The organism is Kitasatospora sp. NBC_00374 (genome assembly GCF_041434935.1).
GTDB lineage: Bacteria > Actinomycetota > Actinomycetes > Streptomycetales > Streptomycetaceae > Kitasatospora.
Genome location: NZ_CP107964.1, coordinates 1417758 through 1442015, shown reverse-complemented (window position 1 = coordinate 1442015; position 24258 = coordinate 1417758). Strand labels below are relative to the sequence as shown.

Here is a 24258-nt window from a genome sequence, read left to right as displayed (position 1 = left end):
GGGATCGCCGCGCCTGAGCGGCGCCCCTGCTACAGGCTGTGGGCGGTGATGTTGCCGTGGGTGGTGGTGGCGTGGATGGTGAGTGCGGCGTCGGCGCCGTCGGTGTTCTTGAGCGCGTTGTCGATGCGGCCGTAGGAGGTGCCGGCGTTCAGGGCGGCGGAGACGCCGCGGGCGGCGCCGATGGAGATGTCGCCGGCCTGGGTGCGCAGTTCGACGGTGCCGTGTGCGGCCTCGGTGATGTGGAGGTCGCCCTGCTGGGTGGTGATGTTCGCGGGGCCGCCCAGGCGGCCGACCGCGATGGTGCCGGCGAGGAGGGTGAGGTGGGCGCTCGCGGTCTCGTCGAGCTTGACCGTGCCCCGGGCGGTGTCGAAGGTGACGTCGCCGAGCCGTCCGACGCCGCGGAGTTGGGCGTCGGCGGCCTTCGCCTCGATCCGGGAGCCGGCGGGCAGTTGGACGGTGACCTCGACGGATCCGCAGGCGCCGAGGATCTGGTTCCTCGCCTCCGGGGCGTTGATCCGCAGGACGCCGTCGGCGTACTCGACGGTGGTCTGCTCGGCCGCCTTCACGTCGCGGCCCTTCGAGGCGTTCGCGGGCAGGACCTCGACCGTGGTGTCGGTGCGGTCGGCGGCGATGAAGCGGAGGCGGCCGGCGGGGATGTCGAGGACGGCGGTGATCGGGGTGGGGGTGGCGAACTTCTGCATGGTGTTCTCTCCTGCACTCGTTGTTTCTGACTCAGAGAACGCTACGTTGCGTTCAAGAATCGCGCTACGAGTTCGTTGCGCATGATCGGCGTCAGTGCAGGTGGAGGTGGAGATTTCATTGCAATGGCTCTGAATCTAATGCAATAGTCCTCGCCCTTTGCGTTGCAATGAATCGAGAGTGAACGCTAAGGTGGAGACACCACGGACCACGAAGGAGACCGCGATGCCGGGAGGCAGACTCACCCAGCAGGAACGCCAGAAGATCGCGCTGGGACTGGCCGACGGCCTCGCCTATGCGGAGATCGCCAGGCGCCTCGACCGCCCCACCTCGACGATCACGCGTGAGGTGATGCGCAACGGCGGCCCCACCGCCTACCGCGCCGACCTCGCCCACCGCGCCACCGAACACCGCGCCCACCGCCGCAGGCGCGCCGCACCCCAGGGCCCCAACACGCCCCCGCAGGCCCACGGACGCGATGCCGAGGCCGTACGCGAGTACGAGGAGGTGCTCGCCACCGTCTTCATGCAATCGGGCCTGCCCAAGATGACGGCCCGGGTGCTGGCCGGCCTCTACACCACCGACGCCGGCAGCCTCACCGCCTCCGAACTCGCCCAGCGCCTCCAGATCAGCCCGGCGTCCGTCTCCAAGGCGATCACATTCCTCGAAAGCCAGGGCCTCATCCGCCGCGAACGCGACGAACGCCGCCGCGAGCGCTACGTCGTCGACAACGACGTCCTGTACCAGTCGACGATGGCCAGCGCCCGCGCCACCGCCCACCTCGGCGAGGTCGCCCGCCAGGGCGGCGGCATCCTCGGCCCCGGCACCCCGGCCGCCGCCCGCCTGGAGAACATCGCCCGCTTCGTCGACTTCATCTCCGAGAGCATCGCCCGCGCCGCGGACCAGGCCCGCGAGATCCTCCACGCCAAACCCGAAACGACGTCGGACAGCACCACCTGAGCCACCGAGCCACCTGCGGATCGCGAGTGGGCAGCCCCGGCGACCACCGCCGGGGCATCGGCGCGCCTTCAACCGCACCAGCAGCGCGAACCGCCGCAGCCGGGCCCGCTCAGCCCCCACCGTCGTCATCGTCCTCCGGCTCGGCGGCGCCCGGCTTGGCGCGGGGCGTCGTAGAGCGCCTCGGCCTGCTCCGAGACGTCGAAGTGCTCGTCCTCGACGGTCCAGGCGGCGATCGGCGTGTAGGCACGTGTGTTTCGACAGGTCGATTGGGAGCCAGTTGGGCAACGAGAGTGAGAGCCACGTTGCTCTATTGGTGGAGCCATCCGGAGTGCCGTCGGACCAAGATCGACAATGGGTTTCGGAGCCGCCCCTTTCGGGTGATGTTTCACCACAACGATCCGATTCGGAGTGCTGTCATCGGAGTCGGGGTGGCCGGGTTGGCTGTCCCGGACCCCGTCAGGTCGTTTCGCCGACAGGCTCTACCCGGAGGGACCTGGCTCTGTTCCTGTGGCCGCGCCCTCCAGCAGCGGCGTGTCGACCGTGGTAGTCAACGTGTATGCCGATGGAGCCCCCCAGTGCTGGAGACCGGCCGTCTCTGTTCGGCCGGCTGCGGCGGGTGGTCCGCCGGTCGCCGGCCGGGCGCGGCTGGATGCGGGGCGGCGACCTGCAGCTGTCACAGCGGGCGCTGGGCTTCGCGGCCCTCGGGTTCCTCACCCTGGTCCCGCTACTGATCGTGGTCTCCGCAGCCGATCCCAACCGTGGGCGAGGATTCGCGCAGTGGCTGGGGGATGGGCTCGGCGTGTCACTGGCTTCCAGACAGGAGGTCGAGCAGCTCTTCGGGCGGCCCGGCCAGGCGTTTCAAACCACGACGGCCTTCGGCCTCGCCGCCCTGGCGGTGTTCGGCCTCTCGTTCGGGGCCGCGGTGCAAAGCGGCTACGAGAAGGCCTGGAATCTACCGCCGGCCCGCTGGTGGGCCCGGTGGCGCCACGTGCTGTGGCTCGCCGCCCTCATCGGATTCCTCTTCCTGTCCGCCACCAGTACGCTCTGGCGCCGATCCCCGGCCGGCGGTCTCGCGGCGGCGCTGAGCGCGGTCCTGTTCGTCTGGTGGTCGCAACGGCTCCTGCTCGGCGGGCGGGTGCGCTGGCGCGCCCTTCTGCCAGGGGCCGTGGTGACCGTGGTCGGACTGCTCGGCCTGCGGCTCTTCTCCCGGCTCGTCTTCTCACCGCTGATCGCCTCCAACACGGTCACCTACGGTCCATTCGGGACCGTTCTGGTCCTCCAGTCATGGCTGGTCGGCGTGGGAGTCGTCGTCTTCGGCGGCGCACTGGTCGGCCGACTACTTCACGAGGAACTCCCCCGCGTGACACGCGCGCTGAAACGGCAAAAGTGAGACCTGACTCGCCGTCGTGGCCATCTCGTGAGCGACGCCACTCGTTGCCTTCTGGTGCTGAAGGGTGACAGCCCAACCGGCCTGTCTTGCATGATCAAGAAGTGCAGTGTGTCGCGTCCAACCGGACCAACTGATGACATTGCTCCGAACATGGTGTGTCGCGCTGTCAGGCGAGGCGGCTCTCAATCTCGGTGCCTAGACCAGTGGCTCTCACTCCCGTTGCCGAAGTGGCTCTCAAACGACCTGCCCAATACAGCACGTGTCATGGACAGTGACCGGTAACTCCGCACCAGCTCCGGCACACGCTGGCCACCCGGGCGCCCGGCCGCTTGAGCAGCCACGGTGGGTGGCGTTCGACGTGCCACCGCTCGGGATCGGCTATGCAGGCCATGGTCGGATCTTCGGTGGCGACCGGCAGGTCGAACTCCCGCAGCGTCAGCTCGGCGATCTGCAGCGCAGCCACGTCAGCGACGCGCTCTCGCCCGGCGTGCCGAGCCGGTCCACGTCCAGCTTCAGCGCTTAGCGTTCACTCTCAATCCAATGCAACGTACAGCGAGGCGTTCGTTGCGTTAAAGCCAGATCCGTTGCAACGAAACTTGGGCTTCCACCTGCAGTGATGCCGATCATGCGCAACGAACTCGTTGCGTGATTCCTGAACGCAACGTAGCGTTCTCGGAGTCAGAAACAACGAGTGCAGGAGAGAACGCCATGCAGAAGTTCGCCACCCCCACCCCGATCACCGCCGTCCTCGACATCCCCGCCGGCCGCCTCCGCTTCATCGCCGCCGACCGCACCGACACCACGGTCGAGGTCCTGCCCGCGAACGCCTCGAAGGGCCGCGACGTGAAGGCGGCCGAGCAGACCACCGTCGAGTACGCCGACGGCGTCCTGCGGATCAACGCCCCGGAGGCGAGGAACCAGATCCTCGGCGCCTGCGGATCCGTCGAGGTCACCGTCCAACTGCCCGCCGGCTCCCGGATCGAGGCGAAGGCCGCCGACGCCGAACTCCGCGGCGTCGGACGGCTCGGCGACGTCACCTTCGACACCGCCCGGGGCACGGTCAAGCTCGACGAGACCGCGAGCGCCCACCTCACCCTCCTCGCCGGCGACATCGCGGTCGGCCGCCTGGGCGGCCCCGCGAACATCACCACCCAGCAGGGCGACCTCCACATCACCGAGGCCGCACACGGCACCGTCGAACTGCGCACCCAGGCCGGCGACATCTCCATCGGCGCCGCCCGCGGCGTCTCCGCCGCCCTGAACGCCGGCACCTCCTACGGCCGCATCGACAACGCGCTCAAGAACACCGACGGCGCCGACGCCGCCCTCACCATCCACGCCACCACCACCCACGGCAACATCACCGCCCACAGCCTCTGAACGTCATCCCTGATCCACCTCCGACACCGGAAGAAGCCAAGCCATGACCGTCAAGCAGTCCGCCTGGACCGGCATGGTGTCGATCGATGACACCGCACTGGCCGTGACCGACACCGGCGGGCCCGGCCGTCCCGTGGTCTACCTCAACGGCTCCTACGCCGACCAGTCGCACTGGCGGCGCGTCATCACCGACCTCGGCGGCGACTACCGGCACATCACCTACGACGAGCGCGCCCGCGGCAAGTCGAGGCGCGCCGCGGACTACTCCTTCGAGGCGTGCCTCCGCGATCTCGACGCCGTCCTCGGCGCCAGGGGCGTGGACCGGCCGATCCTGGTGGGCTGGTCCTACGGCGCCATGGTCGCCGTGCACTGGGCGGCCCGGAACCCGGACCGCGCTCTGGGGGTGGTGTCCGTGGACGGCGCCCTGCCGCACGAGTGGCTCGACGACGCCGCCCGGGCACAGATCCGCAGGCTGTTCCGCCGGCTGAGCCCGCTGTTCCCGATCGCCCGCCCGCTCGGCCTGGCGGCGCGAATGAGCGCCGCGCAACACGCCGAGATCAACATCGAGGCCAACGAGCTCTGCGCGCCCGCCGCCCTCGACCCGGTCCTCGACCGTCTGACCGTGCCGGCCCGGTACGTACTGGCCACCGGCGGCAACCTGGGCGGCGACGCGAAACTGATGGAGCAGATCCGCGCCAACCTCGACCCGGTGCTCGCCCGTAACCCCGACATCCGGGTCAGCGCGAAGGTCGCGAGCAACCACTCCAAGATCCTGCGCAAGGACTTCCGAGCCGTCGCCGACGCGGTACGCGAGCTCGCCGCCACCCGCGACCACCAGGTCGGCTGAGCCATGACGTACGGGTCGGCCGATCCCACGCCGCCCCGGGACACCGGCGCCACCGTGGCCTGCGTTGCTCCGCGGCGGGCGGGAGGTCCCACCTGGTCCTCGCCGGCCCAGGCCGCGCCTGACCACGAAGAGCCGGCATCGAGCCCGTCCGCCGTGCGGGGTGGGGGTGGACCGCTGATGGGGTGACAGCGGGACCACCGGCCGGGTGCCTCCCCGGGCCGGGGGAGCGGCTCGCCTACGCTGAGCCGGCCGCCGGTCCGGCGGGCCAGGTGGTCGGCGGTCTCGACAGGGGTGCACGATGGCAGGCTCGGCCTCTGATGCTCGTGGTTCCTCGCCATCGGCGCGGCAGCGGTTGCGGGCGTGGTTGCTGGAGGGCACATCGGACCGGGCGAAGCAGCACCCGGGTCCGCACGCCGAGGCTCCTGCGGAGCACCGGCAGCGGTGGTGGCGGGTGATGTGCCTGACCGGGCTGGACTACTTCTCCACGCTCGGCTACCAGCCGGGTATCGCGGCGCTGGCGGCCGGGCTGCTGTCCCCGCTGGCGACCGTCGTGCTGGTGCTGGTCACGCTGTGCGGGGCGCTGCCGGTCTACCGGCGGGTGGCCCAGGAGAGCCCGCACGGGCAGGGCTCGATCGCCATGCTGGAACGCCTGCTGTCGTTCTGGCAGGGGAAGCTGTTCGTGCTGGCCCTGCTCGGCTTCGCCGCGACCGACTTCGTGATCACCATCACCCTCTCCGCCGCCGACGCCACGGCGCACCTGGTGGAGAATCCGCACCTGACCGACGCGCTGCACGGCCGTCAGGTGCTGATCACGATGATCCTGGTCGCCCTGCTCGGGGCGGTGTTCCTCAAGGGCTTCAGCGAGGCGATCGGCGTGGCCGTGGTCCTGGTCGCGGTCTATCTCGCGCTGAACGTGGTGGTGGTCGCGGTCGGACTGTGGCACGTGCTGACCGATCCGCAGCTGATCACGGACTGGACGGACGCGCTGACCGCCGAGCACGGCAACGTGGTGGCCATGGTCGGTGTGGCCCTGCTGGTCTTCCCGAAACTCGCCCTGGGCCTGTCCGGCTTCGAGACCGGCGTCGCGGTCATGCCGCACATCGAGGGCGAGGAGGGCGACACCGAGGAGAAACCGACCGGGAGGATCCGCGGCACCCGCAAGCTGCTCACCACCGCCGCCGTGATCATGAGCGTCTTCCTGATCACCACCAGCCTCATCACCACCCTGCTGATCCCGCCCGCGGCCTTCGAACCGGGCGGCGCGGCCAACGGCCGCGCCTTGGCCTACCTGGCTCACGAGTACCTCGGCGGTGCTTTCGGCAGCGTCTACGACGCCTCCACCATCGCCATCCTCTGGTTCGCCGGGGCCTCGGCGATGGCGGGCCTGCTCAACCTGATGCCCCGCTACCTGCCGCGCTACGGCATGGCGCCACACTGGGCGCGGGCCGTGCGCCCGATGGTCCTGGTGCTCACCGGGGTCGCCTTCCTGATCACCTGGATCTTCGACGCCAGCGTGGACGAGCAGGGCGGCGCCTATGCCACCGGCGTCCTGGTGCTGATCACCTCGGCCGCCATCGCGGTCACCATCGCCGCGCACAAGGCCGGCCAGCGCGGCTGGACCGTGGGCTTCGCGATCATCGCCGCGGTCTTCGTCTACACCACCGGCGACAACATCGCCGAGCGGCCCGACGGCGTGAAGATCGGTGCCTGCTTCATCGCCGCCATCGTGCTGATCTCGCTGGCCTCCCGGCTGGCCCGCGCGTTCGAGCTCCGGGTCACCGACGTGGTCCTCGACCAGGTCGCCGAGCGCTTCGTACGCGACTGCTCGAACCGGACGATCCGGCTGATCGCCAACCAGCCCGACAGCCGCGATCTCACCGAGTACCGGGAGAAGCTGCACCAGATCCGGGCGGACAACGACATCCCGGTCGAGGACGACCTGGTGTTCGTCGAGGTCACCGTCCGGGACCCGTCCGACTTCGAGGCTGAACTGCGGGTCCACGGCGCGGTACTGCACGATCGCTACCGGGTCCTCACCCTGGAGCACTCCAGCATCCCGAACGCGCTCGCGGCGCTGCTGCTGCACGTGCGGGACGCGACCGGGCAGCAGCCGCACATCTACTTCGAGTGGACCGAGGGCAACCCGTTCGCGCAGTTCATGCGGTTCTTCCTGTTCGGCCAGGGCGAGGTCGCCCCGGTCACCCGGGAAGTCCTGCGGGAGGCCGAACCCGACCGTACCCGCCGCCCCCGCGTGCACGTCGGCTGACCGCCCCTTCGAGGACGATGGAGACAGTCACCGACGACCGGCAGAGGCGTTGAACAGGAGGCCTTCGTGGCCAGCGACGGGAAGCTGCGGGTTACCTGGGCGCCGCGCCGGGGGTGGGGAAGACGTACATCGACACCGAGGCGGACAGGCTGACCCGTCTCATCGTCGTCCTGCTCGACCTCAGCCGCATGCAGGCCGGGCAGGTGCCGGTGACGCTCAGGCCGGTGGCCGTCGGGGACGTCGTGGCCGCGGCGGTGGCAGCGCTGCCGGGATCCTCGGTGCCGGTGGAGACCGAGATCGCGGAGGACCTTCCCGGGATCGAGGCCGATCCCGGCCTGCTGGAGCGGGCGTTGGCCAATGTGCTGGCCAACGCCCGGACTTGGTCACCGCCCGGCACTGCGGTGCGGGTGGACGCCGGTGTCGTCGAAGGCCGGGTGGAGATCCGGGTCATCGACCGGGGCCGGGGGATCGAACGGGACCGGCGCGACGATCTCTTCCAGCCCTTTCGGCAGGCCCAGGGCAGTACCCCCGGGACGGCAGCCGGTCTCGGCCTCGCCGTCGCCAAGGGGTTCACCGAGGCCATGCACGGAGAACTCGGTGTCGATGACACCCCGGGAGGCGGCACGACGTTCGTCTTCGGCCTCCGCATCGCGGCGTCGTGAGTGCTCTCGGTGCTCTGACCCCGGCCCTTCTCGCGGTGTGACCCGCGAACCGTGCGGGCGGGTTCAGGCCGAGACGGCGGAGTGGCGCGGAGCCCGGCTGCGGCCGGCGAGGAAGGGCAGAGGTGCGCCGCTGCGCGCGGTGAGTTCCATACTCTCCAGGAGCTCGGACGGGGAGACCACCAACACGTCGCAGACCGCGTGGGTGCGGCAGTGGCGAGCCACCGAGCCGTGCAGGGCGTGCTGGAGGCGGCCGCGGTGGCCGCTGCCGAGCACCAGCAGGTCGGTCGGGCGGTCGGCGGCGGCGACCAGCGCTCGGCCGGCTTCGGCGCGGACCACGAGCGGACGGATCACGATGTCGTGCGGGTAGCCGCCGAAGGCCTGCTCGAACACGGTGTCCAGACGCTTGCGCGCCGCATGCTCCAGCTCCGACAGCGGCCGCAGGTGGTCGCCGCCCGTGTCGGACCAGGCGATCACCGGGACGAGTACGGCATCGCGCCGGCCCGCTTCCTCCACTGCCCGGTACACGGCCGCGAGACTGCTCAAGGAGCCGTTGACCCCGACGACGACCCGAATGCCCTCGATCATGACAGTTCGCTCTCTTCCCGCTCTCCGGTCGGCGGAACCCGTTCAGCCCCGCACCTCCATTTGACGACCGTCCGACCGCTCGGGCTGCTGTCCTTGACGTACGTACTACGCGTCGCGCGCCGTCCTTGACGTGGTCTTGATACATGCCGCCGTGAACCCGGCGCTCTCGGTCCGCCGGGACCGGGTTCGGGCTCACGGCCGGTGCTGCGCACCGGGGTCGTAGCAGTAGCCGACCTGCCGGACGGTCGCAATGGTGTCCCGGAGCTCGGGCCCGAGCTTGCGGCGCAGCCGGGCGACGTGCACGTCGATCGTCCTGGTGTCGCCGAACGGCTCCTGCTCCCAGACACTGGTCAGCAGCTGGCGGCGGCTGTAGACCCGCAGCGGATGCGCCACCAGGTGGGCGAGGAGTTCGAACTCCATGTAGGTGAGCTTCAGCGGGCGGCCGCCGGCGACCGCGGTGCGGCGCACGGTATCGACGGCGATGCCGGTCGCGGTGGCGCGCGGCGGGTCGGACCTGGGACCGCCGTCGAGCCGGAGGACGGTGGCCGCTGCGGCGTCGACGGCGGGCCAGGTCGAGTGGATACGCGAGACCCGGGGGTAGTACAGGGACATCTCATCCTCCTTGCGGTCGTGTCAGCGGGGCGAGGTACAGGGGGATGCGGTCAGTTGTCGGGAGCCCAGCGGGCTTCGAGCCGTGGTGTGCCGTCCGCTGTGGTGACGGTCCGCCAGTCGGCCCGCACCCGGACCGTCCGACGGCTCACGCCCTCACCACCGCCGGCACTTCCGGCCGGGCCGCCGATGGCCTGCAGCACCGAGCTGTCCAGTGGGCTGTCGGCGAGCCGCCGGAGCACGGCGGTGAGCAGGGCGAGCGCGGACCCGAACGCCCTGGGTGAGGTCCTTGGCGCGTGGGTGCGCGAGGCGCCGAGAACTGCCATGTGGACTCCTCCTCGGTGAAAGGCCGTCAGGTGCGGCGGGGCCCTGTGCGGTGGGACGGGGAGAGCGTGGCGCCGGCCCGCCGGAGCCCGGTGACCACGGCGGACAGCTCCCGCTGATCGACGCCGGCCCCGTGCGGGTGGTGGGGTCGACGAAGTCCAGGGAGTGCGGGCCCTCCTCCCCCGGCGATCGCCCGCAGGGGTCGCCGAGGGTCTGCGGGTCGACTCGGCGTCGACACCGGTGAGCACCCCACTGCCGAGAGGTGCGGACAGGTCGCGGTCCGACCCGGCTGGTGTCTCTCCGACGCTAGGCCGCTTCACGCGCACGGCAACCGTTCCTGACGACTCGTTGACTGTCCGGCGACGGCCCCTGACGGCTCCTTGACATGGGGCCCGTTCTCGGAGCGGCTCCCGGTGTTGACGCTGGGTGGGGGAACATGGCGTCGGTGGGGCAGGTCGACGTCGGTGAGGCCCTGAACGGGTGCCTCACACACGTCGGCCGGACCGGCGGTCAGGGCGGGAAGTTGACGGATCGTGGGTTCCAGCTCGGAGCGGTGGGCGGCCCAGCGGGCGATGTTCTCGCGGAAGCGGGACGGTCACCACGGCCACGTCCTCGTCGGGCCGGCGCGGTTCGGCAGATCAGGACGGTGTCAAGGAGTTGTCAAGACGGGCGACTTGGGCGTAGGCCGCACGTCAATGCCCGTTGCGGCGGGGGAGGATCGGGACTCCACTGGGAGTGGCAGAGATCGCCTGGCGGCCCCGAACAGGGCCACAGACTCCCCCCCCGGCGGCTCTGAGTGCGAGACCGCGTCCCGAAGGAAGCGAATGACCATGAGCATGGGCACGCAAGACACTGTCGAGGTCAACCGCCCGTCCGGCAATCCGCCGACGCCGGTGCTCAGGCTTCCGGCGGGGCGACCGCGCGATCTCCGCAGCCTGCCCGTGGTCTCGGTGCCACGGCCCGCGGACGCCGACGACCCGGAGACCGACCAGGGGGAGTGGCACCGGGCGTCCGGAGGCCACTGCCGGATCGCCATGGGGTACTTGGACTGACCCCGTACGGCCGTCGGCCGGATCACCGGCCGACGGCCTCGGCATGGCGGGGCAACTATGCCGCCCGTCCCTCGAACTCCGCATCCGTAGCCAAGCCGAGAGCCCGGTGTCGTCGTGGTCGGGCCGCCCGTGGCCTGCTGTACCGGACCGGCGAGCGAGCCGGCGACGGTGAGGTCCGCCGGAACATCCCGAGGATCAAGGCGGCGTCAATCTCTTCTGGCTGACCGTCAGAAGAGTGTCAGAGCCGGCCGTCCGCGCCCACGGCCGCCGGTTGGCTGAGGTCGACCTTGCCCAGCCTCCCGTCACCGGCCCGCCAGAAGGTTCGCAGCATGCTTGCTCCGGCTCCCGAGAGGGACCAGTCCATCCGCCCGGCGCCACCGTCCCCGACTGCCCGTCACCGCCGTTCCGGGGGCGGCCTGTTCGATCCGAAGCAGTTGCTCACGTCGTTCCCGGACGCGCTGCGCAAGCTGCATCCCCGGGTGATGATCAAGAACCCGGTGATGTTCGTGGTCGAGGTCGGCTCGGCCCTGACCACCGTGTCGGCGGTCGTCTCGCCGACCGTCTTCACCTGGCTGATCAGCCTCTGGCTGTGGCTCACCGTGGTGTTCGCCAACCTGGCGGAGGCCGTGGCGGAGGGACGCGGCAAGGCCCAGGCCGAGTCCCTGCGCAAGGCCAGGTCGGGGACCTTGGCCCGACGGCTCGCAAGCTGGCGCGTCGGGCTCCGGACCTTCCGGGAGGAACGGGTGCCGGCCGAGAAACTGGTCCTCCACGACTTCGTGGTCGTGGAGGCCGGTGAGACGATCCCCGGCGACGGCGACGTGGTCGACGGCATCGCGGCCGTCGACGAGTCCGCCATCACGGGCGAATCCGCCCCCGTGATCCGGGAGGCCGGCGGCGACCGCTGCGCCGTCACCGGCGGCACCAAGGTCCTCTCGGACCGGATCGTCGTGCGAATCACCTCCAAACCCGGGCTGACCTTCATCGACCGCATGATCGCCCTGGTCGAGGGCGCCGAGCGGAAGAAGACCCCGAACGAGATCGCGCTCAACCTGCTGCTCGCCTCCCTCACCATCGTCTTCATCCTCAGCGTCGTCAGCCTCCAGCCACTCGCCATCTACGCCCGCGCCGAGCAGAGCACGGCCGTCCTGGTCGCCCTGCTGGTCGCGCTGATCCCCACCACCATCGGTGCCCTGCTGTCCGCGATCGGCATCGCGGGCATGGACCGTCTCGTGCAGCGGAACGTGCTTGCGATGTCGGGCCGGGCGGTGGAGGCGGCCGGGGACGTGGACGTTCTGCTGCTGGACAAGACCGGCACCATCACCTTCGGCAACCGGCAGGCCGTCCGCTTCGTCCCGCTGGCCGGCGTGACGGCCGATCAGCTCACCGAGGCCGCCCAGCTGTCCAGTCTCGCCGACGAGACCCCCGAAGGCCGCTCGATCGTGGCACTCGCCCGCGAGCGGTACGGGCTGCGGACGCGCGCCCAAGGTGAACTCGGGCACATGGACTTCGTCCCCTTCTCCGCGCAGACCCGGATGAGCGGTGTCGACCTCACCTGGCCCGACAGCCCGGCGATCCTGGTCCGGAAGGGAGCCGCGGCCGCAGTCGCGACCTGGGTGTACGACCACGGGGGGCAGGTTCCGCCGCAGGCCTTCGAGATCGTCGACGTGATCGCCGCGGGTGGTGGGACCCCGCTGATGGTCGCCGTCCACGACCGGCACGGCGCCCGGGCGCTGGGAGTGATCCAGCTCAAGGACGTCGTCAAGGAGGGCATCGGCGAGCGGTTCGCGGAACTGCGGCGGATGGGAATCCGTACGGTCATGGTCACGGGCGACAATCCGCTGACCGCCAGGGCGATCGCGAAGGAGGCCGGCGTCGACGACTTCCTCGCCGAGGCCACCCCCGAGGACAAGCTGGCGCTGATCAGGAAGGAGCAGGAGGACGGCAGGCTCGTCGCGATGACCGGCGACGGCACCAACGACGCGCCCGCGCTGGCCCAGGCCGACGTGGGGGTGGCGATGAACACCGGGACCTCGGCGGCGAAGGAGGCCGGGAACATGGTGGACCTGGACTCCAATCCGACCAAGTTGATCGAGATCGTCGAGATCGGCAAGCAACTGCTCATCACGCGAGGGGCGTTGACCACGTTCTCGATCGCCAACGACGTGGCGAAGTACTTCGCGATCATCCCGGCCATGTTCGCCGGCGCCTACCCGGGCCTCAGGTACCTGAACGTCATGGGCCTGCACAGCCCGACGTCCGCGATCACCTCGGCGATCGTCTTCAACGCGCTGATCATCGTTGCGCTGATCCCGCTCGCCCTCCGGGGCGTGCGCTACAAGCCCTCCTCCGCCTCCGCGCTGCTGGGGCGCAACCTGCGGATCTACGGCCTCGGCGGACTCGTGCTGCCCTTCCTCGGCATCAAGCTCATCGACCTGCTGGTCCAGTTCGTACCAGGCCTTTGACCAGGTGCTCCGCAGGGCTGTGCGGTCGTCAGGAACGCGTTGGAATCGTCGTCCCGACCGTCAGGGAAGCGTCAACGAACGGCGGCGCCTGCCCGCCCGTGGGCTTGGCTGGGCGTAGTCGAGTGAACGAGGAACGAAATGACGGGCATGGATGAGGCCTGCCGCGGCGAGCACCGGACGCAACGGATCGTCGTCGGCGTCAGTGGATCGCTCGGCAGCCTGGCCGCTCTGCACCGGGCTGTCGAGGAGGCCCGCCGCACGGATGCCGAGGTGCTGGCCGTCCTCGCCTGGCTCCCGCAGGGCGGTGAGCACGTTACCGCCGTGCGCCCTGCCCGCCCTTGCTGGCCGCCTGGCGGGAGGCCGCGGTCGTGCGCCTGGAGAAGGCGCTCGACGACGCTTTCGGCGGCACGCCGACCGGGGTACGGCTCTCCAGCGAGGTCGTGCGTGGCGAGTCCGGCGGCGCCCTGGTGTCCAGCGCGGACCGCCCGGACGACCTGCTGGTGGTGGGTGCCGGCGGCGGCAGCCCGATTCGCCGAGCGCTGCGGCCATCCGTGACGGCGTACTGCGTCAACCACGCCGCCTGCCCGGTTCTCGCCGTGCCGAAGCCTACGCTCCAGCGTGAGCTGGAAGCCTTTCGCCGCCGCAGGGTCTGGCACCTGCCGGCTGTGCCGGTCGAGGGTCATTGAGAGGGAACGGACAATCATGAGGCTCTACCATGCCCGTCCGGGCCGATCCTCCTTCCGGCCGGTGGTGGACCGTCTGGCGGTGAGCATGTCGGGCGCGATCGCACTGATCGCCTGCGCCGCCCTGACGCTCGCCCTCGCCGTGCTCCGGGAGCAACACTCCACAGCGTTCGCGCTCGGCGGGTTCACCGTCCTCTGCGTCCTGGTCGGCGCGGTCTCCCGCCCGGTGGCGGCCCCGCTGATCGCAGGGACCGGCTGGCTGTTCTTCAACGGTTTCGTGGTCCACCGCCATGCGACCTTGGAGTGGGGCGGAACCGGCGTCGAATGCATGCGCCTCGGCCTGTTCGCGGCTGCCGCACTTGTCGCGTCGCTGCCCGCCTCGCTGCCCCGACGCAGGGTGCGCGTGCAGGCGCTGGCCGTGCAGGGTCACACCCGGACTCCGCGGGGCTGACTGCTCGTCAAGGATTCGTCAGGGCAAATGAACCGTCCTTGCCCGGCCGGTGGCGGGTGCATTTGAATGGACGTCATGAACCGCTCGACACGCCACCACGACCGCCCGCCGTATTCGCGGGCGACCGAAGGAGGCGCCTCCCGGCCCGACGCCGGGGGAGTCGCGCTTCGTCACCGCCGTCCGGTGACTCTGCCTCCCCGCGGCTGATCCGGTCGGAGCGTGGCAGGGCTTCCATGGCCGCCCACGCCGTACCTGTCCGGCCGCGGTTTCCCCGCAGCGGCCCGACGAGCCAGTAGCAGTACACCTCCCGCACTCCTTGGACGGGCTCGAAGGTGCACTACGTCGACGACGCCTGCCAGCTCACCGGCCTCCCCGCCGACTGCGCCGGCTACACCCAGCAGACGGTGATCGCGCAGCTGGCGGCCTCCGTGTTCGGCGGCAGCGACAGCATCCTGTTCTACGTGATCCAGGCCGCGACCGCGCTGGTGCTGATCCTGGCCGCGAACACCGCGTTCAACGGCTTCCCGCTGCTGGCCTCGATCCTGGCCGAACACCGTTACCTGCCCCGGCAGATGCACACCCGGGGCGACCGCCTCGCGTTCTCCAACGGCATCATCGCCCTCGCGGTGGTCGCCGGCGGCCTGCTCTGGCTCTACGACGCGGACGTCACCAGCCTGATCCACCTCTACATCCTCGGCGTCTTCACCTCCTTCACGCTCTCCCAGGTCGGCATGGTCAAGCACTGGAACCGGCTCCTTGCGAGTGAGAGCGACGGCCCGGTGCGTCGAGCGGCCCAGCGCTCCAGGGTGATCAATGCACTGGGCGCGGTCACCACCGCCCTGGTGCTGGTGATCGTGCTGCTGACCAAGTTCGCCCAGGGCGCCTGGCTGGCCGTGGTCGCCGCGATCGTGCTGTGGCTGATGATGCGCGCCATCCGTCGCCACTACGACAGCGTCGCCGACGAACTCGCCGTCCAGGACCCGCAGGCCGAATCGGTGCGCCCGGCCAAGGTGCACGGCATCGTCCTGGTCTCCAAGCTCCACAAGCCCACCCTGCGCGCCCTCGGCTACGCCGAGGCGTTCCGCCCGGACACCCTGGAGGCCGTCACGGTCGAGGTGGAGAGGGAGGCGACGGACGAACTGCGCACCCAGTGGGACGAGTTCGAGGTGCAGGTGCCGCTCAAGGTGCTGGACTCGCCGTACCGCGAGATCACCAAGCCGGTCGTCTCCTACGTCCGTACCGTGCGCCGCACCAGCCCCCGGGACGCGGTCGCCGTCTTCATCCCCGAGTACGTGGTCGGCCACTGGTGGGAGCACCTGCTGCACAACCAGTCGGCGCTCGGGCTGAAGAGCCGCCTGCTGTTCACCCCGGGCGTGATGGTGATCAGCGTGCCCTGGCAGCTCTCCTCCGCCCCCCGCGCCCCCGGCGCGGTGCGCCGCGGCGAGCCGGTTCGTTCCAAGGCCGTACCGGCGCCGGAGAAGCTGTGATCTGAGCGCGGACGTGTGGCCCCGGACAGCGTGCTGTCGGGGGCCACCGACACGTTCCGGCCAGGGTGAAGTCTCAAGCGTGTGAAGCAGGTATCAAGGCCGCGTCAATGTTCCAAATTCATCCGTATGGAAGGCGTCAGGGATCCGATCAGCGTCCTGACCGGCTGATTTGCTGCTCTGGCCGGTCTGCCGCCGGTGTCGTGCGGGCCCTTCGGAGGCGTCCACGACCAGGTCCTGAACCACGTTGGTGGAGCCCATGCTCGATCTCGTTTTCGTCGGCGTCACGGTTGCCGTGTTCGCCGTCATCGCCCTGGTCGCGCGGGGGGTGGAGAAGCTGTGAGCGCCGAGAACATCGCAGGTCTCATCGTCGCCGTCGCTCTCGTCGGCTACCTCGTCGTCGCGCTGATCTACCCGGAGAAGTTCTGACATGAGCTCCACTCTCGCGGGCTGGCTGCAGGCCGTCGCCCTGGTCGGCGCGCTGGCCCTGTGCTACCGCCCGCTCGGCGACTACATCGCCAAGCTCCTGACCTCCGCCAAGCACCTCAGAGTTGAGCGCGGCCTGTACAAGGTGGTCGGCGTCGACGGTGACGCCGACCAGCGCTGGCCGGTCTACCTGCGCTCGGTACTCGCGTTCTCGGCTCTCTCGATCCTCTTCCTGTACGGCCTGATCCGGCTCCAGAACCACCTGCTGCTGAACCTCGGCGTCCCGTCGATGGAGCCGCACCAGGCCTGGAACACGGCGGTCTCGTTCACCACCAACACCAACTGGCAGTCCTACAGCGGCGAGTCCGCGATGGGCCACCTGGTGCAGATGGCGGGCCTGGCGGTGCAGAACTTCGTCTCCGCCGCGGTCGGCATCGCGATCGTCGCCGCGCTGATCCGCGGGTTCACCCGCAACCGCACCGACCGGGTCGGCAACTTCTGGGTGGACCTCACCCGGATCGTGCTGCGCCTGCTGCTGCCGATCTCGATCGTCTTCGCGCTCGTGCTGGTGGCCAACGGCGTGGTGCAGAACTTCCACGGCTTCCACGACGTCGTGACGCTGGGTGGCGACACCCAGTCGATCCCGGGCGGCCCGGTGGCCTCCCAGGAGGTCATCAAGGAGCTGGGCACCAACGGCGGCGGCTTCTTCAACGCCAACTCGGCGCACCCGTTCGAGAATCCGACCGGTTTCACCAACTGGCTGGAGATCTTCCTGCTGCTGGTGATCTCCTTCTCGCTGCCGCGCACCTTCGGCCGGATGGTCGGCGACAACCGCCAGGGCTACGCGATCGTCGCGGTGATGGGCCTGTTCTGGGTGGCCTCCGCCGCGCTGGTCACCTTCTCGGAGGCGCACCACTCGGGCGCCGCGCTGCAGGCGGCCGGCGGCGCGATGGAGGGCAAGGAGCAGCGGTTCGGTGTGGCCGCCTCCAGTCTGTTCGCCGCCTCCACCACGCTGACCTCGACCGGCGCGGTGGACTCCTTCCACGACTCGTTCACGCCGTTCGGCGGCGGCATCACGATCTTCAACATGATGCTGGGCGAGATCGCGCCGGGCGGTACCGGCTCGGGCCTGTACGGGATGCTGATCCTGGCGATCGTCGCGGTCTTCGTGGCGGGTCTGATGGTCGGCCGCACGCCCGAGTACCTGGGCAAGAAGCTGGGCGGGCGCGAGATGAAGTTCGCCTCGCTGTACATCCTGACCACGCCGGCGCTGGTGCTGGTCGGCACCGGTCTGGCGATGGCGCTGCCCGGTGAGCGGGCGGGGATGCTGAACTCCGGTCCGCACGGCTTCTCCGAGGTGCTGTACGCGTTCACGTCGGCGTCCAACAACAACGGTTCGGCGTTCGCCGGTATCACCGTCAACACCGACTGGTACGACACCGCGCTGGGCCTGTGCATGGTGTTCGGCCGGTTCCTGCCGATGGTGTTCGTGCTCGCGCTGGCCGGCTCGCTCGCGCAGCAGCAGCCCGTCCCCGCCACCCCGGGCACCCTGCCCACCCACAAGCCGCTGTTCGTGGGCCTGCTGTCGGGCGTCGTCCTGATCGTCGTCGGCCTCACCTACTTCCCGGCCCTGGCCCTCGGGCCGATCGCGGAAGGTCTCCACTGATGTCCACCACCCTTACCCCCGCACCGGTCGACCACGGCCAGGCTCCACACAGAGTCTCCGGCGGTCTGTTCGACCCGCGGCTGATTGCCAAGTCCCTCCCGGACGCGGTGAAGAAACTCGACCCGCGCGTCATGGTCAAGAATCCGGTCATGTTCGTGGTCGAGGTCGGCTCGGTGGTCACCACCGTCTCCGCGATCGCCGATCCGTCCGTGTTCGCCTGGGCGATCACGGTGTGGCTGTGGCTGACCACGGTCTTCGCCAACCTGGCCGAGGCCGTCGCCGAGGGCCGCGGCAAGGCGCAGGCCGACACCCTGCGCAAGACCAAGAGCGACACCATGGCCCGCCGCCTGGTCAACTGGCCTGCCAGTGGCGCGGAAGAGGAGGTCTCCGGCACCGCGCTGCGGCTGGGTGACCACGTGGTGGTCGAGGCCGGGCAGATCATCCCCGGCGACGGTGACGTCGTCGAGGGCGTCGCGTCGGTCGACGAGTCGGCGATCACCGGCGAGTCCGCGCCGGTGATCCGCGAGTCGGGCGGTGACCGCAGTGCCGTCACCGGCGGCACCAAGGTGCTCTCCGACCGGATCGTCGTCAAGATCGCCTCGGAGCCCGGCAAGTCGTTCATCGACCGGATGATCGCCCTGGTCGAGGGCGCGGCCAGGCAGAAGACGCCGAACGAGATCGCCCTCAACATCCTGCTGGCCTCCCTGACGATCGTGTTCCTGATCGCCGTGGTCACCCTGCAGCCGATGGCGACCTTCGCCGGGGCCCCGCAGTCGATGGTCGTGCTGGTCGCCCTGATCGTGGCGCTCATCCCGACCACCATCGGCGCCCTGCTGTCCGCGATCGGCATCGCCGGCATGGACCGCCTGGTGCAGCGCAACGTGCTCGCCATGTCCGGCCGCGCCGTCGAGGCGGCCGGCGACGTCAACACCCTGCTGCTCGACAAGACCGGCACCATCACCCTCGGCAACCGCCAGGCCGCCGAGTTCCAGCCCGCGAACGGTGTCACCGTCGAGGAACTGGCCGACGCCGCCCAGCTCTCCTCGCTCGCCGACGAGACCCCCGAGGGCCGCTCGATCGTCGTCCTCGCCAAGACCGGGTACGGCCTGCGGGCCCGCGCCCAGGGCGAGTTGACGCACGCGACCTGGGTGCCGTTCACCGCCCAGACCCGGATGTCCGGCGTCGACCTCGACGAGGCCGACGCCGTGCACCGGGTGCGCAAGGGCGCGGCCGGCTCGGTGAGCCGGTGGGTGACGGAGAACGGCGGCAGCGTCGGCAGCGATGTCGCCCAGCTGGTCGACGGCATCTCCGCCGCCGGCGGCACCCCGCTGGTCGTCGCCTCGAAGATCGGCGAGAGGACTCCTCGCGTCCTGGGCGTGATCTACCTCAAGGACGTCGTCAAGGAGGGCATGAAGGAGCGGTTCGACGAGCTGCGCCGGATGGGCATCAAGACCATCATGATCACGGGTGACAACCCGCTGACGGCGCGGGCGATCGCCGAGGAGGCCGGCGTCGACGACTTCCTCGCCGAGGCCACCCCCGAGGACAAGATGGCCCTGATCAAGAAGGAGCAGGCCGGCGGCAAGCTGGTCGCGATGACCGGCGACGGCACCAACGACGCCCCGGCGCTCGCCCAGGCCGACGTCGGCGTGGCGATGAACACCGGCACCATGGCGGCCAAGGAGGCCGGCAACATGGTGGACCTGGACTCCAACCCCACCAAGCTGATCGAGATCGTCGAGATCGGCAAGCAGCTCCTCATCACCCGGGGCGCGTTGACCACGTTCTCGATCGCCAACGACGTCGCCAAGTACTTCGCGATCATCCCCGCGATGTTCGCCGGGGTCTACCCGGGCCTGCGGCACCTCAACATCATGGGTCTGCACAGCCCGGAGTCGGCCATCACCTCGGCGATCATCTTCAATGCCCTGGTCATCGTCGGTCTGATCCCGCTCGCCCTGCGGGGAGTGAAGTACCGCCCGTCGGACGCGAGTTCGCTGCTGGCCCGGAACATCGGGGTCTACGGACTCGGCGGTCTCGTGGTGCCGTTCATCGGGATCAAGGCGATCGACCTGATCGTCCAGTTCATCCCCGGCCTGAGCTGAGAGAAGCAGAGATGTCCAAGCCACTGCCCGCCGTCGTGCGCACGCACCTCACCGCACTGCGGATGCTGCTGGTGATGACCGTGATCCTCGGCATCGCCTATCCGCTGCTGGTCACCGGCGTCAGCCAGGTCGCGTTCGCCGACAAGGCCGACGGCTCGATCGTGAAGTCCGACGGCAAGGAGATCGGGTCCAGCCTGCTCGGCCAGAACTACAACCTGCCGAAGAAGAACCCCGACGACCCGGACGAGGAGGCCCAGCCGGACCCGAAGTGGTTCCAGCCGCGGCCTGCGGCCTCCGCCTACGACCCGAAGGCCTCCGGCGCCTCGAACCTCGGCCCCAACAGCGAGGACCTGCTGAAGAACGTCGAGGACCGCCGCGCCGCCGTCGCCGCCTTCGACGGCGTCGACCCGGCCACCGTCCCGGTGGACGCAGTCACCGCCTCCGGATCCTCCCTCGACCCGCACATCTCGGTCGCCTACGCCAAGGAGCAGGTCGACCGGGTCGCCAAGGAGCGCAATGTCTCCACCGAGACGCTGAACAAGTTGATCGACAAGTACACCGAGGGCCGCTCGCTCGGCTTCCTCGGCCAGGACGGCGTCAACATCGTCCTGCTCAACAAGGCACTGAGCGAGTCGAAGTGACATCGCGTCAGCGCAGAGCGTGACACGGACCGGCCCGGGGCGCGGGGAAGCACACCCCGCCCCGGGTCGGTCCGCGGCATTGCGTGTCCGCTGAGCGGACGAGTGGACGCCGCTCAGTCGATCGCCCACCGAACCTCCACCATCCCGGCCGCCCTTCGTAGAGAAAGAGCAGCGCCCATGTCCCGTGACCTCACCCCCGGCATCGTCACCCGCCGCGGCCGGCTGAGGGTCTACCTCGGATCGGCCCCCGGTGTCGGCAAGACCTATCGGATGCTCGACGAGGCCCACCGCAGACGGGACCGGGGCGCGGACGTGGTGGTCGGCTTCATCGAGACCCACTCGCGCAAGTACACCGAGAGCATCCTGCAGGGGCTCGAGGTCGTGCCGAGGCTCACCCGCAGCTACCGGGGCACCGAGTTCCAGGAGATGGATCTCGACGCCGTGCTCGCCCGCCGCCCCACTGTGGCGTTGGTCGACGAGCTCGCCCACACCAACATCCCCGGCGGGCGCAACGCCAAGCGCTGGCAGGACATCGCAGAGCTGCTCGCCGCCGGCATCGACGTCATCACCACCGTCAACATCCAGCACCTGGAGTCACTGAACGACGTCGTCCAGAAGATCACCGGTATCCCGCAGCGCGAGACCGTCCCCGACGAAGTGGTCCGTCGCGCCGACCAGATCGAACTGGTCGACATGGCCCCGCAGGCCCTCAGGCGCCGGATGGCGCACGGCAACGTCTACAAGGCGGAGAAGGTGGACGCCGCACTCTCCAACTACTTCCGGGTCGGCAACCTGACCGCCCTGCGCGAACTCGCCCTGCTCTGGGTCGCCGGACGCGTCGACGAAGGACTGCGCGACTACCGCGCCACCCACAACATCGACCGCGTCTGGGAGACCCGGGAACGCGTCGTGGTCGCCCTCACCGGCGGGCCGGAAGGCGAGACGATCATCCGGCGCGCGGCCCGGATCGCCGACCGCACCGCGGGCGGCCAACTGCTCGCCGTCCACATCACCCGCAGCGACGGCCTCGCCGGAGCCTCGCCCGGCGCCCTCGCCGAACAGCGACAACTGGTCGAAACGCTCGGCGGCAGCTACCACGTGGTCGTCGGCGACGACATCCCCACCGCCCTGCTCTCCTTCGCCCGCGCCCACGACGCCACCCAACTCGTCCTCGGTACCAGCAGGCGTGGACGGCTCAACCGCTTCCTCACCGGCCCAGGCAACGGGCAGACCACCGTCGACCTGTCCGAGGACATCGACGTCCACATGGTCACCCACGAGTTCACCGGCCGCGGCCGACTGCCCTCCCTCGGCCGCCGCCACTCCAAACGACGCACCGCCGCCGGCTACGCCGCGGGCCTCGCGCTGCCCGCCCTGCTCACCGCCGGCCTGTCCCAGCTCAGCAGCCTGAACCTGACCACCGTCGCGCTGATCTTCCAGCTCGGCGTCGTCGCGGTCGCCCTGCTCGGCGGCGCCACCTCCGCGCTGCTGGCCTCCCTGGTCGCCTCGCTGCTGCTCAACTACTACTTCATCCCGCCCGTCCACACCTTCACCATCGACGAACCCAACAACCTTGTCGCCCTGGCGGTCTTCGCCGCCGTCGCCCTCACCGTCTCCACCGTCGTCGACCGGGCCGGCAGACTGACCAGCCGGGCCGCCCGCGCCACCGCCGAGGCCGAGACCCTCTCCACCCTCGCCGGCAGCATCCTGCGCGGCGCCGACGCCCTGCCCGCCCTGCTGGACAAGACGCGCACCGCCTTCGCCATGGACTCCGTCGCGCTGCTCGACCGCGGGAGCGGCGAGGTGCTCGCCCGTACTGACTCCGAATCCGAGCCGGCAACCGACCGGGTGGAGAGCGAAGTCCCGGTCAACGGCGATGCACTGCTGGTCCTCGCAGGCCGCCGCCTGCCTGCCGCCGACCAGCGGGTCCTCACCGCCTTCGCGGCTCACATCGCCGCCGCGCTCGAGCGCGACCGCCTCGCCACCGTGGCTGCGGAGGTCGAACCGATCAAGGCCGCCGACCGGATGCGCACCGCCCTGCTCGCCGCCGTCAGCCACGACCTGCGCACCCCGCTCGCCGTCGCGCTGGCCTCCGTCGGCTCGCTGCGCAGCCCGGACGTCACCTTCTCCGACGAGGAGCAGGGCGAACTCCTCGCCACCGCCGACGAATCCCTCGTCAAGCTCGCACGCCTGGTCGACAACCTGCTCGACATGAGCCGCCTCCAGGCCGGAGCCCTCACCCTCCACCTGGCGCCCACCCATCTGGACGAGGTCCTGCCCCGGGCCCTGGACTCCCTGCTCGACGAGTACGCGCCCGTCCAGCCGCTCGATCTCGACACCGCCCCGCCGGTCCTCGCCGACCCGCCGCTGCTGGAACGCGTCCTCGCCAACGTCATCACCAACGCCCTGCGCCACAACGCCCCCGGCGCACCCGTCCTGGTCACCGCCAGCGGCCACCTCGACCGCGTCGAGATCCGCATCATCGACCGCGGCCCCGGCATCCCCGTCGAGGACCGCGACCAGGTCTTCCTGCCGTTCCAGCGCCTCGGCGACACCGACAACACCACCGGCGTCGGCCTCGGCCTCGCCCTCTCCCGGGGCCTCGCCGAGGCGATGGGCGGCACCCTGGACATCGAGGACACACCCGGCGGCGGAACCACCATGCTGCTCAACCTTCCCGCAGCGGTGGAGCCGGACGGCGAGCCCGACATGGTCGCCCGCGAGGAGAGTGGGACATGAGCCGGATTCTGGTCGTCGACGACGAGCCCCAGATGCTGCGCGCGCTGAAGATCAACCTGCACGCCCGCCGGTACTCGGCGCTCACCGCCGCCACCGGGCAGGAAGCACTCGACCTGGCGAGCCGAACGCCGCCCGACGCCGTCCTGCTCGACCTCGGCCTGCCCGACCTCGACGGCATGGACATCATCCGCGGCCTGCGTGCCTGGAGTGCCGTCCCGATCATCGTCCTGTCCGGACGCGCCGACGCGACCGACAAGGTCCGGGCGCTCGACGCCGGTGCGGACGACTACGTCACCAAGCCCTTCGGTATGGACGAGCTCTTCGCCCGCCTGCGCGCCGTTCTACGCCGCCCCGCCCGCGAGCTCCCACCGCCCAAGGTGGTGATCGGCGACTACACGGTGGATGTCGCAGCCTCCCAGGTCACCGGGCCGAACGGACCCGTGCGGCTGACGCCCACCGAGTGGAGGATCCTCGCCCTGATGCTCGCCAGCCCCGGCCGCCTGATCCCGGGCCGCCAGATCCTCCAGGAGGTCTGGGGACCCGATCAGGAGGAGCACTCCAACTACCTCCGCGTCTACTTCGCCGGCCTGCGCCGCAAGCTCGAACCCGACCACACCCGGCCCCGGTACCTGGTCACCGAACCCGGCATCGGCTACCGCTACGAGCCATGACCCGATGCCGCCAATGATCCGTCAAGACCGGGGGAGACGACGTCAAGGGGTCGGTCATCAGAGAACGTCTCGTCCCCGGCTCCGTGGCACAGCGTCAGCTACGAGGAACGATTCCGCCCTACCTCGTGGGGGAGCGCGGTGCGGAATCACGCCGGA

20 protein-coding genes and 3 pseudogenes are annotated in these 24258 nt (G+C 70.1%); 18 read left to right on the top strand and 5 right to left on the bottom strand.

Annotated features, from left to right (window positions below):
- Nucleotides 1-29: 29 nt before the first annotated feature.
- The gene (locus OG871_RS06575) at nucleotides 30-701 is read right to left on the bottom strand and encodes a DUF4097 family beta strand repeat-containing protein (RefSeq protein ID WP_371494926.1); all 672 of its coding nucleotides are present in this window, start codon (nucleotides 699-701) and stop codon (nucleotides 30-32) included.
- Nucleotides 702-924: 223 nt separating this feature from the next.
- Here OG871_RS06575 and OG871_RS06570 point away from each other — a divergent pair, with 223 nt between their 5' ends.
- Together OG871_RS06570 and OG871_RS06565 are read left to right on the top strand one after the other, a co-directional pair.
- Nucleotides 925-1659 (top strand): helix-turn-helix domain-containing protein, encoded by a 735-nt coding sequence (locus tag OG871_RS06570; RefSeq protein WP_371494924.1) that lies wholly within the window; start codon nucleotides 925-927, stop codon nucleotides 1657-1659.
- Nucleotides 1660-2215: 556 nt separating this feature from the next.
- The gene (locus OG871_RS06565; protein WP_371494922.1) at nucleotides 2216-3049 is read left to right on the top strand and encodes a YhjD/YihY/BrkB family envelope integrity protein; all 834 of its coding nucleotides are present in this window, start codon (nucleotides 2216-2218) and stop codon (nucleotides 3047-3049) included.
- A gap of 262 nt (nucleotides 3050-3311) precedes the next feature.
- Here the strand turns inward: OG871_RS06565 and OG871_RS06560 are convergent, their stop codons facing one another.
- The gene (locus OG871_RS06560) at nucleotides 3312-3512 is read right to left on the bottom strand and encodes a hypothetical protein (RefSeq protein WP_371494920.1); all 201 of its coding nucleotides are present in this window, start codon (nucleotides 3510-3512) and stop codon (nucleotides 3312-3314) included.
- A 245-nt stretch (nucleotides 3513-3757) separates the two neighbouring features.
- On the opposite strand from OG871_RS06560, the gene OG871_RS06555 reads away from it, so the two are divergent.
- The 4 genes from OG871_RS06555 (at nucleotide 3758) to OG871_RS06540 (ending at nucleotide 8204) form a co-directional block, all read left to right on the top strand.
- On the top strand, nucleotides 3758-4429 hold the full coding sequence (locus OG871_RS06555) for a DUF4097 family beta strand repeat-containing protein (protein WP_371494919.1): 672 nt from the start codon (nucleotides 3758-3760) through the stop codon (nucleotides 4427-4429).
- A 43-nt stretch (nucleotides 4430-4472) separates the two neighbouring features.
- Nucleotides 4473-5276 carry an alpha/beta fold hydrolase gene (locus tag OG871_RS06550; protein WP_371494917.1) on the top strand — a complete coding sequence of 268 codons (804 nt, stop codon included), beginning with the start codon at nucleotides 4473-4475 and terminating at the stop codon, nucleotides 5274-5276.
- A gap of 298 nt (nucleotides 5277-5574) precedes the next feature.
- On the top strand, nucleotides 5575-7542 hold the full coding sequence (locus OG871_RS06545) for an amino acid transporter (protein WP_371494915.1): 1968 nt from the start codon (nucleotides 5575-5577) through the stop codon (nucleotides 7540-7542).
- 113 nt (nucleotides 7543-7655) lie between these two features.
- On the top strand, nucleotides 7656-8204 hold the full coding sequence (locus OG871_RS06540; RefSeq protein WP_371494913.1) for a sensor histidine kinase: 549 nt from the start codon (nucleotides 7656-7658) through the stop codon (nucleotides 8202-8204).
- Nucleotides 8205-8267: 63 nt separating this feature from the next.
- Here OG871_RS06540 and OG871_RS06535 read toward each other — a convergent pair whose 3' ends face one another.
- From OG871_RS06535 to OG871_RS06525, 3 genes and pseudogenes are all read right to left on the bottom strand, one after another.
- A complete protein-coding gene (locus OG871_RS06535) occupies nucleotides 8268-8789 on the bottom strand; it encodes a universal stress protein (RefSeq protein WP_371494911.1) in 522 nt (173 codons plus the stop codon).
- Between the two features lie 192 nt (nucleotides 8790-8981).
- A pseudogene (locus OG871_RS06530) lies at nucleotides 8982-9272 on the bottom strand (winged helix-turn-helix domain-containing protein); the annotation flags it as partial.
- Nucleotides 9273-9451: 179 nt separating this feature from the next.
- Nucleotides 9452-9724: a hypothetical protein gene (locus OG871_RS06525; protein WP_371494909.1), complete on the bottom strand. Its 273-nt coding sequence runs from the start codon at nucleotides 9722-9724 to the stop codon at nucleotides 9452-9454.
- 834 nt (nucleotides 9725-10558) lie between these two features.
- Between OG871_RS06525 and OG871_RS06520 the strand changes: the two genes are divergently transcribed.
- The 12 genes and pseudogenes from OG871_RS06520 to OG871_RS06465 all read left to right on the top strand — a co-directional run bounded on the left by OG871_RS06520 (nucleotide 10559) and on the right by OG871_RS06465 (nucleotide 24102).
- Nucleotides 10559-10774, top strand: a complete 216-nt coding sequence (locus OG871_RS06520; RefSeq protein WP_371494907.1) for a hypothetical protein — start codon at nucleotides 10559-10561, stop codon at nucleotides 10772-10774.
- Nucleotides 10775-11103: 329 nt separating this feature from the next.
- Nucleotides 11104-13236, top strand: a complete 2133-nt coding sequence (gene kdpB, locus OG871_RS06515) for a potassium-transporting ATPase subunit KdpB (protein ID WP_371494905.1) — start codon at nucleotides 11104-11106, stop codon at nucleotides 13234-13236.
- A gap of 138 nt (nucleotides 13237-13374) precedes the next feature.
- Nucleotides 13375-13482 (top strand): annotated as a pseudogene (locus tag OG871_RS06510) (hypothetical protein); the annotation flags it as partial.
- Nucleotides 13483-13604: 122 nt separating this feature from the next.
- On the top strand, nucleotides 13605-13922 hold the full coding sequence (locus OG871_RS06505) for a universal stress protein (RefSeq protein ID WP_371494903.1): 318 nt from the start codon (nucleotides 13605-13607) through the stop codon (nucleotides 13920-13922).
- Between the two features lie 16 nt (nucleotides 13923-13938).
- Complete coding sequence (locus OG871_RS06500) at nucleotides 13939-14370, top strand: hypothetical protein (RefSeq protein ID WP_371494902.1); 432 nt, start codon at nucleotides 13939-13941, stop codon at nucleotides 14368-14370.
- A 326-nt stretch (nucleotides 14371-14696) separates the two neighbouring features.
- Nucleotides 14697-15857 (top strand): annotated as a pseudogene (locus OG871_RS06495) (APC family permease); the annotation flags it as partial.
- A gap of 336 nt (nucleotides 15858-16193) precedes the next feature.
- Nucleotides 16194-16283 (top strand): K(+)-transporting ATPase subunit F, encoded by a 90-nt coding sequence (gene kdpF / locus OG871_RS06490; protein ID WP_097237446.1) that lies wholly within the window; start codon nucleotides 16194-16196, stop codon nucleotides 16281-16283.
- A gap of 1 nt (nucleotide 16284) precedes the next feature.
- Nucleotides 16285-17946 (top strand): potassium-transporting ATPase subunit KdpA, encoded by a 1662-nt coding sequence (kdpA, locus tag OG871_RS06485; protein ID WP_371494899.1) that lies wholly within the window; start codon nucleotides 16285-16287, stop codon nucleotides 17944-17946.
- Complete coding sequence (gene kdpB / locus OG871_RS06480) at nucleotides 17946-20051, top strand: potassium-transporting ATPase subunit KdpB (protein ID WP_371494898.1); 2106 nt, start codon at nucleotides 17946-17948, stop codon at nucleotides 20049-20051. The genes kdpA and kdpB (OG871_RS06480) overlap by 1 nt, the downstream gene beginning before the upstream one ends.
- 11 nt (nucleotides 20052-20062) lie before the next feature.
- Nucleotides 20063-20692 carry a potassium-transporting ATPase subunit KdpC gene (kdpC, locus tag OG871_RS06475; protein WP_371494896.1) on the top strand — a complete coding sequence of 210 codons (630 nt, stop codon included), beginning with the start codon at nucleotides 20063-20065 and terminating at the stop codon, nucleotides 20690-20692.
- 177 nt (nucleotides 20693-20869) lie between these two features.
- Nucleotides 20870-23431: an ATP-binding protein gene (locus tag OG871_RS06470; RefSeq protein ID WP_371494894.1), complete on the top strand. Its 2562-nt coding sequence runs from the start codon at nucleotides 20870-20872 to the stop codon at nucleotides 23429-23431.
- The gene (locus OG871_RS06465; RefSeq protein ID WP_371494892.1) at nucleotides 23428-24102 is read left to right on the top strand and encodes a response regulator; all 675 of its coding nucleotides are present in this window, start codon (nucleotides 23428-23430) and stop codon (nucleotides 24100-24102) included. The genes OG871_RS06470 and OG871_RS06465 overlap by 4 nt, the downstream gene beginning before the upstream one ends.
- The last annotated feature ends 156 nt before the right edge of the window (nucleotides 24103-24258 follow it).

Excerpts from the sequence above, each read along its gene's own strand:
- OG871_RS06575 (WP_371494926.1), bottom strand. The coding sequence starts at position 701 with ATGCAGAAGTTCGCCACCCCCACCCCGATCACCGCCGTCCTCGACATC.
- OG871_RS06570 (WP_371494924.1), top strand. The coding sequence starts at position 925 with ATGCCGGGAGGCAGACTCACCCAGCAGGAACGCCAGAAGATCGCGCTG.
- OG871_RS06565 (WP_371494922.1), top strand. The coding sequence starts at position 2,216 with ATGCCGATGGAGCCCCCCAGTGCTGGAGACCGGCCGTCTCTGTTCGGC.
- OG871_RS06555 (WP_371494919.1), top strand. The coding sequence starts at position 3,758 with ATGCAGAAGTTCGCCACCCCCACCCCGATCACCGCCGTCCTCGACATC.
- OG871_RS06550 (WP_371494917.1), top strand. The coding sequence starts at position 4,473 with ATGACCGTCAAGCAGTCCGCCTGGACCGGCATGGTGTCGATCGATGAC.
- OG871_RS06545 (WP_371494915.1), top strand. The coding sequence starts at position 5,575 with ATGGCAGGCTCGGCCTCTGATGCTCGTGGTTCCTCGCCATCGGCGCGG.
- OG871_RS06535 (WP_371494911.1), bottom strand. The coding sequence starts at position 8,789 with ATGATCGAGGGCATTCGGGTCGTCGTCGGGGTCAACGGCTCCTTGAGC.
- OG871_RS06525 (WP_371494909.1), bottom strand. The coding sequence starts at position 9,724 with ATGGCAGTTCTCGGCGCCTCGCGCACCCACGCGCCAAGGACCTCACCC.
- OG871_RS06520 (WP_371494907.1), top strand. The coding sequence starts at position 10,559 with ATGGGCACGCAAGACACTGTCGAGGTCAACCGCCCGTCCGGCAATCCG.
- kdpB (WP_371494905.1), top strand. The coding sequence starts at position 11,104 with ATGCTTGCTCCGGCTCCCGAGAGGGACCAGTCCATCCGCCCGGCGCCA.
- OG871_RS06500 (WP_371494902.1), top strand. The coding sequence starts at position 13,939 with ATGAGGCTCTACCATGCCCGTCCGGGCCGATCCTCCTTCCGGCCGGTG.
- kdpA (WP_371494899.1), top strand. The coding sequence starts at position 16,285 with ATGAGCTCCACTCTCGCGGGCTGGCTGCAGGCCGTCGCCCTGGTCGGC.
- kdpB (WP_371494898.1), top strand. The coding sequence starts at position 17,946 with ATGTCCACCACCCTTACCCCCGCACCGGTCGACCACGGCCAGGCTCCA.
- kdpC (WP_371494896.1), top strand. The coding sequence starts at position 20,063 with ATGTCCAAGCCACTGCCCGCCGTCGTGCGCACGCACCTCACCGCACTG.
- OG871_RS06470 (WP_371494894.1), top strand. The coding sequence starts at position 20,870 with ATGTCCCGTGACCTCACCCCCGGCATCGTCACCCGCCGCGGCCGGCTG.
- OG871_RS06465 (WP_371494892.1), top strand. The coding sequence starts at position 23,428 with ATGAGCCGGATTCTGGTCGTCGACGACGAGCCCCAGATGCTGCGCGCG.